This window comes from Desulforamulus aquiferis, from assembly GCF_030577015.1.
Taxonomy (GTDB): domain Bacteria; phylum Bacillota; class Desulfotomaculia; order Desulfotomaculales; family Desulfotomaculaceae; genus Desulfotomaculum; species Desulfotomaculum aquiferis.
Genome location: NZ_JARPTC010000018.1, coordinates 1 through 14,455 on the forward strand (window position 1 = coordinate 1; position 14,455 = coordinate 14,455).

The 14,455-nt window shown below is 45.3% G+C and carries 15 protein-coding genes, 1 riboswitch and 1 other annotated feature; of the genes, 1 reads left to right on the forward strand and 14 read right to left on the reverse strand.

The features are described 5' to 3' along the window. From P6N53_RS11960 to gcvT, 5 genes are all read right to left on the reverse strand, one after another. A partial coding sequence (locus P6N53_RS11960; RefSeq protein WP_304543442.1) for a cation diffusion facilitator family transporter occupies nt 1-783 on the reverse strand: 783 nt, incomplete at its 3' end. Between the two features lie 183 nt (nt 784-966). Continuing rightward, nucleotides 967-2,421: an aminomethyl-transferring glycine dehydrogenase subunit GcvPB gene (gene gcvPB / locus P6N53_RS11965; protein WP_304543444.1), complete on the reverse strand. Its 1,455-nt coding sequence runs from the start codon at nt 2,419-2,421 to the stop codon at nt 967-969. Then, nucleotides 2,421-3,758, reverse strand: coding sequence for an aminomethyl-transferring glycine dehydrogenase subunit GcvPA (gcvPA, locus tag P6N53_RS11970; RefSeq protein ID WP_304543573.1), 1,338 nt, complete (start codon nt 3,756-3,758; stop codon nt 2,421-2,423). The genes gcvPB and gcvPA overlap by 1 nt, the downstream gene beginning before the upstream one ends. Nucleotide 3,759: 1 nt before the next feature. Further along, a complete protein-coding gene (gcvH, locus tag P6N53_RS11975; RefSeq protein WP_304543446.1) occupies nt 3,760-4,146 on the reverse strand; it encodes a glycine cleavage system protein GcvH in 387 nt (128 codons plus the stop codon). Nucleotides 4,147-4,149: 3 nt separating this feature from the next. Beyond that, nucleotides 4,150-5,244 (reverse strand): glycine cleavage system aminomethyltransferase GcvT, encoded by a 1,095-nt coding sequence (gcvT, locus tag P6N53_RS11980; protein WP_304543448.1) that lies wholly within the window; start codon nt 5,242-5,244, stop codon nt 4,150-4,152. 197 nt (nt 5,245-5,441) lie between these two features. Further along, nucleotides 5,442-5,545, reverse strand: a riboswitch (glycine riboswitch). Nucleotides 5,546-5,905: 360 nt separating this feature from the next. Here gcvT and P6N53_RS11985 point away from each other — a divergent pair. Beyond that, nucleotides 5,906-6,073, forward strand: coding sequence for an alpha/beta-type small acid-soluble spore protein (locus tag P6N53_RS11985; protein WP_304543575.1), 168 nt, complete (start codon nt 5,906-5,908; stop codon nt 6,071-6,073). 380 nt (nt 6,074-6,453) lie between these two features. Here P6N53_RS11985 and ileS read toward each other — a convergent pair whose 3' ends face one another. The 9 genes from ileS to phoU all read right to left on the reverse strand — a co-directional run bounded on the left by ileS (nt 6,454) and on the right by phoU (nt 14,439). Further along, nucleotides 6,454-9,243 (reverse strand): isoleucine--tRNA ligase, encoded by a 2,790-nt coding sequence (gene ileS, locus P6N53_RS11990; RefSeq protein ID WP_304543450.1) that lies wholly within the window; start codon nt 9,241-9,243, stop codon nt 6,454-6,456. Nucleotides 9,244-9,304: 61 nt separating this feature from the next. Next, nucleotides 9,305-9,522 (reverse strand) — a binding site (T-box leader). 56 nt (nt 9,523-9,578) lie between these two features. Further along, a complete protein-coding gene (locus P6N53_RS11995; RefSeq protein ID WP_304543452.1) occupies nt 9,579-9,863 on the reverse strand; it encodes a DUF167 domain-containing protein in 285 nt (94 codons plus the stop codon). Between the two features lie 13 nt (nt 9,864-9,876). Beyond that, nucleotides 9,877-10,413 carry a DivIVA domain-containing protein gene (locus P6N53_RS12000; RefSeq protein ID WP_304543454.1) on the reverse strand — a complete coding sequence of 179 codons (537 nt, stop codon included), beginning with the start codon at nt 10,411-10,413 and terminating at the stop codon, nt 9,877-9,879. A gap of 86 nt (nt 10,414-10,499) precedes the next feature. Further along, entirely contained in the window at nt 10,500-11,291 is a 792-nt protein-coding gene (locus P6N53_RS12005) for a photosystem II electron transport protein, Sll1252 family (RefSeq protein ID WP_304543456.1), read from the reverse strand. An 8-nt stretch (nt 11,292-11,299) separates the two neighbouring features. Continuing rightward, on the reverse strand, nt 11,300-11,554 hold the full coding sequence (locus P6N53_RS12010; protein WP_304543458.1) for a YggT family protein: 255 nt from the start codon (nt 11,552-11,554) through the stop codon (nt 11,300-11,302). A 27-nt stretch (nt 11,555-11,581) separates the two neighbouring features. After that, the gene (locus P6N53_RS12015; protein WP_304543460.1) at nt 11,582-12,019 is read right to left on the reverse strand and encodes a cell division protein SepF; all 438 of its coding nucleotides are present in this window, start codon (nt 12,017-12,019) and stop codon (nt 11,582-11,584) included. Nucleotides 12,020-12,030: 11 nt separating this feature from the next. Beyond that, nucleotides 12,031-12,711, reverse strand: coding sequence for a YggS family pyridoxal phosphate-dependent enzyme (locus P6N53_RS12020; protein WP_304543462.1), 681 nt, complete (start codon nt 12,709-12,711; stop codon nt 12,031-12,033). A gap of 15 nt (nt 12,712-12,726) precedes the next feature. Continuing rightward, a complete protein-coding gene (locus P6N53_RS12025; RefSeq protein WP_304543464.1) occupies nt 12,727-13,677 on the reverse strand; it encodes a biotin/lipoyl attachment domain-containing protein in 951 nt (316 codons plus the stop codon). A gap of 105 nt (nt 13,678-13,782) precedes the next feature. Then, the gene (gene phoU / locus P6N53_RS12030) at nt 13,783-14,439 is read right to left on the reverse strand and encodes a phosphate signaling complex protein PhoU (protein WP_304543466.1); all 657 of its coding nucleotides are present in this window, start codon (nt 14,437-14,439) and stop codon (nt 13,783-13,785) included. Nucleotides 14,440-14,455: the final 16 nt, after the last annotated feature.

The window sequence follows — 14,455 nt, forward strand, 5'->3', positions numbered from 1 at the left end:
CTCCCCCACAGGCAAATGCCTTGCCACTACCAGGTGGAGATCCACATGGCGGTATTGACCTGACTTGCGGGTTCTAAGTCCATGATACTCTATAAACTGACCCGAATAGCCAGCTAGAATAGTCTTGATAACTTCCTCTTCCTCCCGGGGTAAACTAGTATCCAACATGCTGCCCAGAGAATCTTTGATTAAATCCACCGCAGCCTTAACTATCAGCAGGCCAACTCCAATGGCGATAATAGGGTCCAATATGGTATATCCGGTCAAATAAATCGCCCCCAGACCAAACAAAACACCCAGGGATGTATAAACATCCGTCCGTAGATGCCAGCCATCGGCGATAAGGGCAGGTGACTCAGTCTCTTTGCCGGTTTTTATTAAAATTCTTGATATGACTATATTCACCAGGGCTGAAATGACCATCACAGCGGCACCTAAACCCAGTGAGTGAATTTCACCACCACCCCGAAGCAGCCTGGGTACGGCTTGAACAAAAATACCAATGGCAGCAGCTATAATTAATAGGGCCTCTATGATACTGGCCAGGTTTTCAAACTTGCCATGTCCGTAGGGGTGTTTTTCATCGGCTGGCTTACCTGATTGACGAACAGCCAGAAAGGCAATGATAGCTGCAATTAAATCCAACCCTGAGTGAATGGCCTCAGAAATAACAGCTGCAGAGCCCATTGCTAAGCCTACCCAAAGCTTCCCCAGGGTCAGGGTAGTATTAGATATAATCGACAGCCGTGCCACCCTTATTTTCTTTTTTTGTACATTTTCCACCTCAAGGAACCCCCCGTATTCAGCTAAAAATAAAAAACCCATGAAACCCCATCTTGTTGAGGATCAGATGAAGTCCCACGGGTTTTACCGCTGCCTAATCGGCCTGGCCTTTTTAATAAATGGCCTGACGGTGTCAGTATAACATACAGGAGTTTTGCTAGCAACCAACTGCCTGTCTAAAAATTATTCAGGAAACCAACCAAGAATCGGTTTACGGGCTGCAGATACTTCATCCAGCCTCCGAACCGGAGTAGAATAGGGCGCTTCCTTCATGGCCTCCGGATTTTTTCCTGCCTCCTCCAGTACTTGAATCATATTTTCAGCAAATAGATCAAGGGTTTCCTTGCTCTCTGTTTCTGTGGGCTCCACCATGATAGCCTCCTCCACAATAAGGGGAAAATATATGGTTGGTGGATGATAGCCATAATCAAGCAGGCCCTTGGCAAGATCCAAAGTTTTGATGCCCTTTTCCCTTAATTCCTTAGGAGGGGTAGCAACAAATTCATGCATACAGGTCCTTTCAAAGGGAATATTCATGGGCCCACTCAATTTTTTCATTAAATAATTGGCGTTAAGGACGGCATACCGGGAAACTTGCTTTAGACCCTGGCCGCCTAAGGCCCTAAGATAACTATAGGCCTTAACCACCACACCCAAATTCCCATAGAAGGACTTAACCCTGCCGATGGATTTGGGAAGATTATAGTCAAGATAATATGTTCCTTCCTTCTCATCCACCAATGGCTTAGGCAAAAATTCCGCCAATTCCTTTTTTACTCCCACGGGACCGGAGCCAGGACCCCCGCCTCCATGGGGAGTGGCAAAGGTTTTGTGTAAATTAAGGTGCACAACATCAAAGCCCATATCTCCAGGTCGGGCATACCCCATAATGGCATTTAGATTCGCCCCGTCATAGTATAGCAAGCCCCCCGCATCATGTACCAGGTTTGCAATTTCTGTAATATTATCTTCAAATAATCCCAGGGTGCTAGGGTTTGTAAGCATAAGGGCTGCCACATCCGGGCCAAGAACCTGTTTTAAAGCTTCCAGGTCAACCCCGCCACGGCTGTCTGATTTAACCTCCACCACCTTGAACCCGCAGAGGGTAGCGGTGGCTGGATTTGTTCCGTGGGCTGAATCTGGTACGACTACCTTGTTCCTTCCAGTTTCACCCTTACTCTCCAGGTAAGCCTTAATAATCAGCATGCCGGTCATCTCACCGTGGGCCCCTGCTGCAGGCTGCAGTGTAAAGGCATCCATCCCGGTTATCTCTGCTAAATCACACTGGGTCTGATACATTAGAGCCAGGGAACCCTGGCATAATTCCTCGTTTTGGTAGGGGTGTAAATTGGCAAAGCCACCAAGGCTTGCAGCATCTTCAGCAAATTTAGGATTATATTTCATGGTACATGAACCCAGGGGATAAAAACCCACATCCACACCAAAATTCATCCGGGATAGGCGGGTAAAATGTCTGACCGCATCCAGCTCACTTACTTCGGGTAGGGGAACTTCACCTCCCCGAAGTAAGTCTGTGGGAATAAGCTCATCTATATTGATTTGAGGCACATCACTGTCTGGTATGCTTACACCCTGACGTCCTGGGGAACTAAGTTCGAAAATCAGCTTTTCAGTCATTATATCGCCCCCAGTTTCTCAACTAATAAATCCATTTCTTGCCTGGTCCGCTTCTCGGTCACGCACAGTAACATGTGTCCTGCCAGTTCAGGATAGTAATTCCCAAGGTCCAAACCACCAATAATATTGTTTTCCAGCAACAGCCTATTGATAACAGCTGGCTTCTCTTTGGTTTTTAATACAAATTCTTTAAACACGGGCTTTTGCCAGGGTACTGAAAAGCCGGGCACCTGGGACAGCTTACTTCTAAGATAGGCTGTCTTTTGCAGGCACAGCTTAGCGACCTTAGCAAAACCCTGTTTTCCTAAAAGGGATAAGTAAATTGTAGCAGCCAGGGCACAAAGAGCCTGGTTGGAACAGATATTTGACGTGGCCTTATCCCGACGGATGTGCTGCTCCCTGGCTTGCAGGGTTAGCACATAGGCCCTCTTGCCTTCAACATCCTTGGTCTGACCAACTATACGGCCCGGCATTCTTCTAAGGTACTTTTCCCGGCAGGCTAAAAAGCCTAAATAGGGTCCCCCAAAGGATAAGGGAAGACCCAGGGCTTGACCTTCACCCACAACAATATCTGCCCCGCAGCTCCCTGGTGATTTTAGCAAGGCCAGGGCTATGGGATCAGCACATACCACCAGTAATGCCCCAACCTTATGGGCAGCCTCCGCCATGGTAGCTAAGTCTTCAATGTTACCAAAAAAGTTTGGGTACTGAACTAAAACCGCTGCAGTTCCTTTATCGACTAATATCTCTAATTCGCTGGTTTTAGTGATACCCTCCTGGAAGGATATTTCCTTAACTTCTATGCCTGGACCATACATATAGGTACTAAGGACCTCCCGATACTCCGGGTGTACCGTTCTGGCAACCACTACCTTATCTCTCCTGGTTGCTGCACAGGCCATCAGGGCTGCCTCAGCCAGAGCACTAGCACCATCGTACATAGAGGCATTGGCGGCATCCATGCCTGTCAGGGCACAAATCATGGTTTGATATTCAAAGATGGACTGTAATACCCCCTGGCTGATTTCCGGCTGGTAGGGTGTGTAGGCTGTATAAAATTCTGCCCGGGATAAAATGTGTTTAATGGCACTGGGGATATAATGATCATAGGCCCCGGCACCAAGAAAACAAATATTATCTTCCATCCCCTTATTCTGGACCGCCAGTGATGCCAAGTGTCGGGAAACTTCCATTTCCGATAGACCCCCCGGGACTTTAAGCTCCCCTTCAAACCTGACATTTTGTGGGATATCCTTAAAAAGATTATCAATATTATCTATCTTGAGATAAGAAAGCATCTCGTTAAGTTCATGATCGGTATGGGGTATAAAATGCAAATTAATTACCCTCTTCCAGCAAATTCTTATATTCTTCTGCACTAAGAAGTCCATCCAGTTGGGATGGGTCTGACATTTCCACCGCTATTAGCCAACCCTTGCCATAGGGATCCTGGTTGACAATTTCCGGTGAATCCGTCGGTTGCTCATTAACTTCTACCACCTCACCGCTAATGGGACTATACAGGTCACTGGCGGTCTTTACTGATTCCACCACGCCGAAGGTATCCTCCGCCCCCACAGTATCCCCTAGGGCAGGAAGCTCAACAAAGACAATATCTCCCAGGGAATCCTGGGCAAATTCTGTGATTCCAATAACTGCCTTGTTTCCTTCTACCCTCACCCACTCGTGATCTTTACTGTACTTTAACTCTGCCGGTATTTTCATGTATTAACCCTCCCGCTTGTAAAATGGTTTTGGCACAACAACTGCCTTCACAGGCTTATCCCTAATTAAAACTTCCAAAATATTTTCATTCTCTGCCCACTTTGACTTAACATAGGCCAGGGCCAGGTTTTTTCCCAGGGTAGGGGCAAAGGTGCCGGAAGTTACCCAACCTACCCTGTTCCCTTCTTTGGTAACGGAATAATTCTGCCTGGGTATACCCCTCTCAAGCATCTCTAAGCTAACCAACCTATACTCCGTCCCTCCTTGACTTTCTTTCCACAGACTATCCCTGCCGATAAATTCACCTTTATTAAACTTTACCGTCCAGCCCAAACCGGCCATCAAGGGTGAGATATCATCGGTAAGCTCGTGTCCGTATAAAGCCAAGCATGCTTCAAAACGCAAAGTATCCCTGGCTCCAAGCCCAATTGGCTTAATACCCTCGGGCTCCCCGGCACTCATCAAACCTAGCCAGATTTTTTCCCCAAATTCTGAAGGGAAATATAGCTCAAAGCCATCCTCACCTGTGTAGCCGGTCCTGGAAATAAGGCAATTACAGCCCAGAACATCACCGTACACAAAATTAAAGTATTTAATCTCCCTAAGCTCTACCATGGTTAATTTCTGTAATATACTTTGGGCAGTTGGTCCTTGCAAAGCAAGCTGACAGGTATTATCGGAAACGTTGTGCACCAAAGTATTTTCGCCGGCTTGATTTACCACCCAGTTATAATCCTTATCAATATTTGCAGCATTAACTACTAAAAGATATTTTTCTTGACCAATCATATATATTAACAAATCATCCACAGTACCACCCTGCTGATTGCACATGGGGGAATACAGAGCCTTGCCCGGGCTAAGCCGATTTATATCATTGGTAATCAATCTTTGTAATAGCTCCTTAGCCCCCTGTCCCTCAACTTCAATTTCTCCCATATGAGAAACGTCAAATAATCCGGCAGCACTTCTTACAGCCTGATGTTCCTTGATAATTCCCTCATATTGAATGGGCATCTGCCAGTTGCCAAATTCGACCATCTTAGCTCCTGACGACAGATGGATGTCATATAGAGGTGTTCTCTTAAACTGAGACACACTCAACCACCTCCTTGTTTTTATTATGTTCTAGGTGAAGAATTATTACGCCGGGTGATATAAATACAAAAAGACAGAGAAATACCATTTAGCTGGTATTCTCTGTCCCTTAAACCTGAGAGATGACTTCGCAATCTACAGAAGCTTCCCCTTTGGTGTCCCGCACTGCTCAGTTTAGCAGGAACTCTCCAGAGTTTCGTCCGGCCGCAGTCCTTTTGCCTGAGAGTTTTGCCAATCTCCTCAGCAAGAAATTGGTTTGCTCCTTCGGCGCCCAAATATGGACCTCTCCCACAACCATCATCCGTACATTTAACTTTATATTACCCATATTCTTTTCAAACTGGAAAATTCCTCTTAAGTAAAAAAAATTTTTAACAAAGCATATCTTTTTCCTTCGGGGAGATAATACTACCATCAAGGTTCAATGATTATTATCCGGTCTAAGATATCGGCCTTTTCCCTAGTGGGTCTGGGAGTACAGGTTTGCTATCTCTCGGCTTGGGTAAAGATCATTGTGACTTTGTAAAAAAGGACCCTCCCTTTAGGGAGGGTTCCTTGTTCACACAGGAGGCTAGCTACCATGTCTAAATCAGTAACTAAAAGGACTAAATCAGCATCGCCCAATTCAACTGCCAAAAAGAAAGAAAAGAAGCCTACCCCCATGGATCTTCTCAAGCTAGAAATTGCCGAGGAACTGGGCCTAGCAGAAAAAATAAAAGCCGACGGCTGGGGCGGCCTTACCTCCGCCGAATCCGGCCGCATCGGCGGCATCATCACCCAACGGGCCAAAAAAGGCCTCATCGACCTAAACGCCCTGAGGGAATCTTAGACACAAACCACAACAAGGAACTTGCGAGAGCGTAGCGTTGGAAATGCCGTCTGCCGCGGACTTCTACAAATACAAATAGAAGCCCTTCTTCTAAACACATAACCCAAAGGCAGATGGCTTTTCCAAAAGCGGAGCGGAGCACGGGCTGCGTTCCCTAGCCCGAAGATCCACATAGAAATGCATTATGAGGGCGTACCAGATGCTTCTCCTGCCTCCCTGTGCGTTGAATACAACCATCATATACCACAACAAGGAAACTTGCGGGAGCGCAGCGTTGGAAATGCCGTCTGACGCGGACTTCTACAAACACATCAAGGGTCCTGCAGACAAACTCTACAGGACCCTTAAGAATTAGATTCAAAAAACAGTACAATACCAGCCTAACAGTGATGCTTCTTCACCACATCCGCACACCTCGGACAAAGGGTCCCATGCTCACTATCCGCTCCAACCTTAGAATGATACATCCAACACCGTTCACACTTTTCCCCACCTGCCGGAGAAACCCTGACAGCCAATTCCATTTCCTCCGACTTACTGGCACCTGCAGCAGCTTCCGATATGGGGTGCAGCTCAACTCCAGATACAATGAAGATAGTGGCCAGCTCAGAGGACATTTCTTTAAGGAATTCTTCGACTTCGCCGCCAGCATAAAGATCCACCTTAGCCTCTAAAGCATTACCAATAACTTTATTTTGACGGGCCACTTCCAGTGCCTTCAAAACCTCCTTACGGATGTCGTAAACCTTATCCCACTTTTTCTCCAACTCCGGATCAATATATTCTACATTAACCTCGGGCATATCTAACAGCTGCACACTGGGAAGCCTCTCCCCAACCACCGGCATATGCTTATAAATTTCCTCGGTTGTAAAGGCCAATACCGGCACCAGCAAACGCATCAGGGCATCTAGAGTTTCATAAAGCACCGTCTGGGCTGCCCGGCGTTCCAGGGAGGCCGGGGGTGCAGTGTAGAGGCGGTCCTTAATGATATCCAGGTAGAAGGCGCTTAAATCAAGAACACAGAAATTGTGCACTGCATGGTAAACCACATGGAACTCATAGTTCCCATAGGCTGCCAGTACTTTCTTGATTAACTTGTGCAGTTCCATCAGGGCCACCCGGTCTAATTCCGGAAGCTCCTTATAGTCAACCTTATCCTTAGCCGGATCAAAATCATTGATGTTACCCAGCAAGAAGCGAGCGGTGTTTCTGATTTTACGATATGACTCGGTCATCTGTTTAAGAATATTTTGTGAAACAGATAAATCGCCCCGGTAATCTGCAGAGGAAACCCAAAGCCTCAAAATATCCGCACCCATTTGATTAATTACCTTAAGGGGATCCACCACATTGCCCAGGGATTTGGACATTTTACGACCCTTCTCATCCACCACAAAGCCATGGGTCAACACAGTCTTATAGGGTGGCTTTCCGGTAACTGCCACTGAGGTGGACAGGGAAGAGTTAAACCAACCCCTGTGCTGGTCACTACCCTCAAGATATAAATCAGCAGGCCGCTGCAATTCAGGCCAAAGCTCAGGCTGGTCTAAAACAGAAAGGTGACTTGAACCTGAATCAAACCAGACATCCATGATATCTGTTTCCTTGCGGTAGCTGCTGCCCTTGCCGCAGTGATTGCAGCTTAAACCAGGGGGTACAAGTTCATTGGCCTCCTTGGCAAACCAAATGTCAGATCCATGCTCCTTAAACAGCTTTTGGATATGGGCAATGGTTTCTTCGGTAATAATTTCTTTACCACAGTCATTACAATAAAAAATTGGAATAGGCACGCCCCAGGTGCGCTGACGTGATACACACCAGTCACCCCGTCCCTCAACCATATTATAGATACGGTCCTCACCCCAGGAGGGAACCCACTTTACGTTACGAATGGCATTAAGGGCTTCCTGCCGGAAACCCTCCACCGAGGCAAACCACTGCTCGGTGGCACGGAAAAAGATGGGCTGTTTACAACGCCAGCAGTGGGGATACTGGTGCTTAATATTATTATGACCCATTAAAACTTCCCGTTCCTTGAGTTCCTCGAGGATTGTTTTATTGGCATCAAGGATAAATTGTCCCTGGAATTTCCCTCCCTCAGAGGTAAACTTACCTCTATCATCAAGGGGAGAAATGACAGGCAAATTATATTTCTTACCCACGGCAAAATCCTCTTCACCATGGCCAGGGGCGGTATGAACACAACCGGTACCTGCTTCCAAAGTCACGTGTTCACCTAAAATAACAAGGGATTCCCTTTCCATAAAGGGGTGCTGGCAGACCACATTTTCCAACTGCTCACCTTTAAATGTTTCTAATACCTGAGCCTCTTCCACACCCACAACCTGCTTGAAGGCCTCTAATAATTCCTTGGCCACAACAATTTTCTGTTCTGCAACCACTGCTAAGACATATTCAAATTCAGGGTGTACACTGATGGCAACGTTGGCTGGCAGTGTCCAGGGTGTGGTGGTCCAAATTACCACCGAAGCATCCTGGGGCAAGGTCCCTTTACCATCTTTAACAGCAAACTTAACATAGACTGAAGGGGATGTCTTATCGGCATATTCTACTTCTGCTTCAGCCAAAGCTGTTTCACAGCTGGCACACCAGTAAACCGGCTTCAAGCCTTTATAAATATAGCCCTTTTTAGCCATCTCGCCAAATACTCGAATTTGAGTGGCCTCATATTGGGGTAGCAGTGTATAGTAAGGGCGATCCCAATCCCCCCGTACCCCTAGCCTTTGGAATTCTTCACTTTGAATTTTGGCATATTCCAGGGCATAATCCTTACATTTGTTTCTAAATTCTACCGGGCTTACCTGATGTCGATTAATCCCCATGGCCTTAATGGCCTGCTGCTCAATGGGTAAACCATGGGTGTCCCAACCGGGAATATAGGGTGCGTCATAACCACTCATGGAGCGGTACTTAACCACCATATCCTTTAAAACCTTATTTAAGGTGTGACCCAGGTGAATATGACCGTTGGCATAGGGCGGGCCATCATGGAGAATATATTTATTCTTACCTTTATTTTTCTCCTGGACCTTCTTATAAAGGTCAATTTCGGCCCAATATTTTAACATGTCCGGTTCCCTCTGGGGTAAGTTCCCCCGCATGGGAAATTCCGTTTGGGGCAAATTTAAGGTTTTGCTGTAATCCACTGAAAAATCCTCCTGACTGAATGTAGTCTTTTAATAAAATAGAAAAAACAAAAACCCGTCCGCAAGGGACGAGTTTATTACCCGTGGTACCACCCTAATGAACAGAGCCTCGCCCTGAACACTCGAATACCTATAACGGCGGTTAACCGGCCTGGCTTACTTAAGATTTCAGCAGGCACCTCCCGGGTGATCTTAAACTTGGTTCTGATCCGGTTCGCACCTATACCGGACTCTCTGAACAGAAACCTTAAAGTCTACTATCCCGTTCTCTGGTTTTTAAACAATATACAATAAACAGTACTATTATATCCAAATATACGGGGCGGGTCAACATATTAGCCGAGAACCTCCCTAGCTCCTTTTGCTGATATGCCATTTATTCTAAGCAATTTATTCCTGCCCGTATGTCCTGAAAGAACTTCTACATTAGATTTAGCAATGCCAAATAGCTCGGCAAAAAACTTGCAGCAGGCCGCATTGGCCGCACCATCAACAGGGGGAGCCGTTAGCCTGACCTTGATAGCCCCTTCAAATTCCCCGGCCAGGCAATTTTTTGAGGACCGGGGCTGAACCCGGACCTTAATCACAACACCCATATCGTCTTGCTTAATATCTATCATCTAACACCATCCATTAGGCGGTGTTTTCCTCATCAACTGCAAGTTTATCATCAACCATTTGTAGTTGAGCTTCTAGAAAGGCTTTAAATTTAACCCTGAAGATGTTGGACTGTTTTTCCAGCCTGCGATATTCCTCAAGTATGGCCCCTACCCTTTCATCCGCCAGCTTTAACATTTCCTCCGCCTTGCCGGAGGCCTCTTTTAATACCTGTTCAGCCTCTTCTTCGGCCCTTTGTTTAATGGTCCGAGCAGCCACTTCAGCCTGCTCCAGCATAATTTTAGATTCCCTTTCGGCATTGTTCCTCATATCCTCAGAACTCTTTTGGGCCATAACCAGAGTCCGTTGCAAAGCATCCTCTAAATCACGGTAGTGAACTATACTGTCTTCAGCCTGGGCCAAACGTTCTTTTAATTCATGATTTTCTACAAATAGCCGTTCGTAGTTTTCCTTGACCTTCTGCACCCAGTTTTCTACCTGCTTAGCATCATAACCTCTGATAGACTTAGTAAATTCCTTGGTTTGAATTTCTCCAGGGGTTAAAATGGACATCCTGGCACCTCCTAGTTCTTGTTATAGCCATGTTTATTTAGTACAGACTAAAAGGCATTCTTCTATGATCCTTATAAGACTAACAGCTATAAATATCTTCTTAACAATATACTTATTCGGCCGCTGCGGGTATTTCCTTTAACCTCTGCCACCTCCACCCGCCCCCGCCCCCTCATGGAAATCATGTCTCCTTCCTTGATGCCGGCGGAAACATTGGAGCAGGTCTGCCAATTTAAGCTTAATTTTTCGGCAAGGATTTCCCTGGCTATTCGACTCCGGGAAGTGCTAAAGCCTGCGGCAGCAATTGCATCCAAACGAAGGGAAGCAACGGTAGATCTAATCTCCTTAACAGTCTTTTCCGGTAAAACCAGCTTATCCATTTCCAGTTGGGATACTTCCACGCCAACCCGTTGTACTTTGGTTAAGTTAGCCCTTAAATAGGACGCCACGTCATTGGCGACTAGCACCTGGCAACCTTCCCCGGTTACTAACAAATCACCGATCATTTCCCTTTTGATACCCAAACCCAGTATAGCTCCCAGGAAATCTCGATGGCTTACCTTGTTCATTTTAAAATTCCCTGCAATGGATAACAGGGCCATTTCGAAATCCACTTCCTCTAAGGTCATATAATCAGGAAATATTGCGGTGCGAACCCTTTCGGCAATGGGGAATCCACCCTCTGTGGCAAACTCAATATCCGTTAGGCGTTCCAGTACTGAAATGATAAGACCCGTATGATACGGGTCATGAAAATTCGTAAGCATAGGTCGATGATTTGTCAGGACAATCTCAACCCGGTCCAATACTTTAGCCAGCAAAGCCCGTTCTTCCCGTTCTCTGATATGCCCTATTAATAAATCTCGTTTTAGCTTCATTTTATTCACTACAACATCATACCTATAATTAAACGGCGAATAATATCTAAAACCCAAAAGGCCGCTAAGGGGGAAATGTCTATAGCACCAATGGGCGGGATAATCCTTCTGAAGATGTTAAGATATGGGTCGGTTGTTTCATACAGGAATCTAATAATTGGATTGTATGGATTATGCCTGAACCAGGAAAGAATTATTCTTCCAAACAACATGATTTGATATACCCAAAAGGCTACGTTAATAAACGAAACAATAGTATACATGATTCACCCCATCATTTTGTTATTTAACTATTCTGATTTAACCCAGGGAAAAATACTCTTTTCCTTAGTTTCTCTCCCACTTTCATTAGCTATGTCAATACTGCTGGGCACAAAAAGGAAAATTCCCTGTCCTACCTTCTGCATATTACCACCAAGGGCAAAGGTAGTTCCGCTGATAAAGTCAACAATTCTGCGAGCCTGATCCTGTTCGGCCTTTTCCAAATTAATAATGACAGCTCTGCGGTTTTTTAAGTTGTCGGCAATACCCTGGGCTTCTTCAAAGGAGGCTGGGTCACATACCACAACTCTCAGTTGTCGTCCCGAATGTAAACTAACTACCTGGGCCCCTTTACGTTTACTATGCTGGGATTCGGCCTGCTCCACAGCAGTTGCTTTCTCCTGCTGCTCTTCGGTATCGTCAAAACCAATTATGCCTAAGAATTTATCCATCATCTTAGTACCCATACAATACCTCCTTAATAATCCCGATAGCCAAATATGGCTGTCCCAATTCTTACCATGGTGGAACCTTCTTCTATGGCTACACGATAGTCGTTGGTCATTCCCATTGAAAGTTGTTCCATTTGAACACCCGGGATATTTTTTAAGTGGCCAGATAAATCCTTGAGCTGCTTGAAAACTGGTCTTACTTCCTCCGGGTCTTCAACAAAGGGTGCAATTGTCATCAGTCCCTGCACAGAAATACCCTTTAGCCCTGACACCTCTGTAACAAAATCATAGGTCTCCTGTACTTCCAGGCCAAATTTTGTAGCCTCATTAGCAACATTAACTTGAATCAATACAGGTACAACCCTATTTATTTCCCTTGCCCTTCGGTCAATCTCAAGGGCCAGGCTCCATCGGTCCAGGGAGTGGATTAGATGAACTTTATCAATAATATATTTTACCTTATTAGACTGTAAATGGCCAATAAAATGCCAACGGACTCCCTGAATCAGAGGGTGTTTGTTTTGAAGCTCTTGGACCCTATTTTCACCTAGATCCAAAATTCCTGCCCTAACGGCTTGACTTGCCTTATCAGCAGTTATATTTTTTGTTACCCCAATCAAGGTAACCATTTCGGGATTCCTTTTGCACTTTAGGGAGGTTTGATCCATCTCCCTCTGTATCTCTATTACATTTTCCGCTATACCCACGGTTTTTCACCGTCCTTAAAGCCTGTCTCCATCCCGGACAAGGTAAGGATTACCCACATACCTTATGCCCGGTTCTATATCTGTACCTTTGACAGAAACCTGATCTTTTAGTCGTCCGGAAATCTCCACCGGAACCCACCGGACAATGCCCTTCCATACGATAAATATTCCGGCCTGCTCCCCTTGGAATACCACAGCCTTCTCATTAATCAACAATCCATCGAGGCTCTCAGTTGTTAGATTAATGTCTACCTGACGTCTATGAATGAGGTTGTCAGGATATTTCTTAACTACAAAGATCACACCTGGCTGGCTGCCGGTATTAACCTTGTGTAACAAAAGATCAATACTTTGTCCCTGCCATTCCATACTTATGGTAGAATCCTTCTTTTCTTCAAGCTTCTTTACCTCTTCTACGGGTAAAACTGTATGTATATAAATGGGGGAAAGATTATCAATAATTTTTGCTATTGGACGCCCTTTCTCAACCTGGCCGGAGGACTCTTTCCCATCCTCTGGTATTTGATCTAAGGAAGGTATTGCAATGGTATCCAATGCTTCGGGAACTAGTACGGTTTCTAGTCCATCGGTATGAGTAGAAAGCACTCCACTTGCAGGAACTATAAGGTTGTGTTTAATTGTTCCCGAAGAGGCCTCCAGTGAATTAACCGAAAGGACAGCGAAAACTGAGCCGGCCTTTACCCTTTGACCATCAGAAATTGCAAAACTCACCGAACCATTGTAAGGTGCCGTAATAAGATGTTCCCTTTTTATTAATACACCTTTAATGGCAACCTGTTCTGAAATAGTGGTAGGTCGAAAGGATTGAACATCTGCCGTATATTTTATAACTATACCCCTAAGTCCATTAACTGTCACCCATATTAGAAAAGCTGACAAAAGGATTAAGACCAGCAGGGCAAGCAATAATCTGCCAATTTTTAACCTGCGGATTTTTTTACCCATCACCTTCACCTTTTAATCATATCCAATTAAAGGGTTTCGACAATCAAGGCGCTAATTCCTTTGTAAAAAAAACGCCCTTTAGGGCGTTTTTTCAATTTCTTGCCATTAATTTAATTCCTGCCACTCTCCGGTGGCCTGGAATATCACCGCTTCACCAATATTGGTGGCATGATCGGCGATCCTCTCAAGGAACCGGGCCACAAATAATAGGTAGGTAGCCTGACCAATTGTCTCAGAATCCATTTTCATATGATTAACCAAATGTTTAAAGGTTTGGTGATATATATGATCTACCTCATCATCGGCTTCACACATCTCCCTGGCTTTTTCTGGATCACTGTGTACATAGGCATCCAAACCATCCTTGACCATTTGCTGGGCTAACTTTGCCATGGCAGTAATACCCACCAGGGGCTTAATAAGCCTTTGTTCTACTAGACACATTGTGACTCTGGCAATATCCACCGAATGGTCTGCCATCCGCTCCAGGCTCATGATAATTTTAATGCCTGTAATAAGTATCCTTAAGTCCTTAGCCATGGGCTGCTGGGTAGCGATTATCTTTAGGATTTTGTCCTCAATCTGGTGACGCTGTTCATCGACTATATCGTCCCCTTCGATAACTTCACCAGCCAAAATGGGATCTTGGGTAGCCAGGGATTTAACTGCATTATAAATGGATTTCTCCACTATACTGGCCATACGCAAAACGTCCTGCTGTAATTCTATTAGAGCCTTATCAAAGGATTGGCGGGTAGACACTCTTAACCCCCCTTTA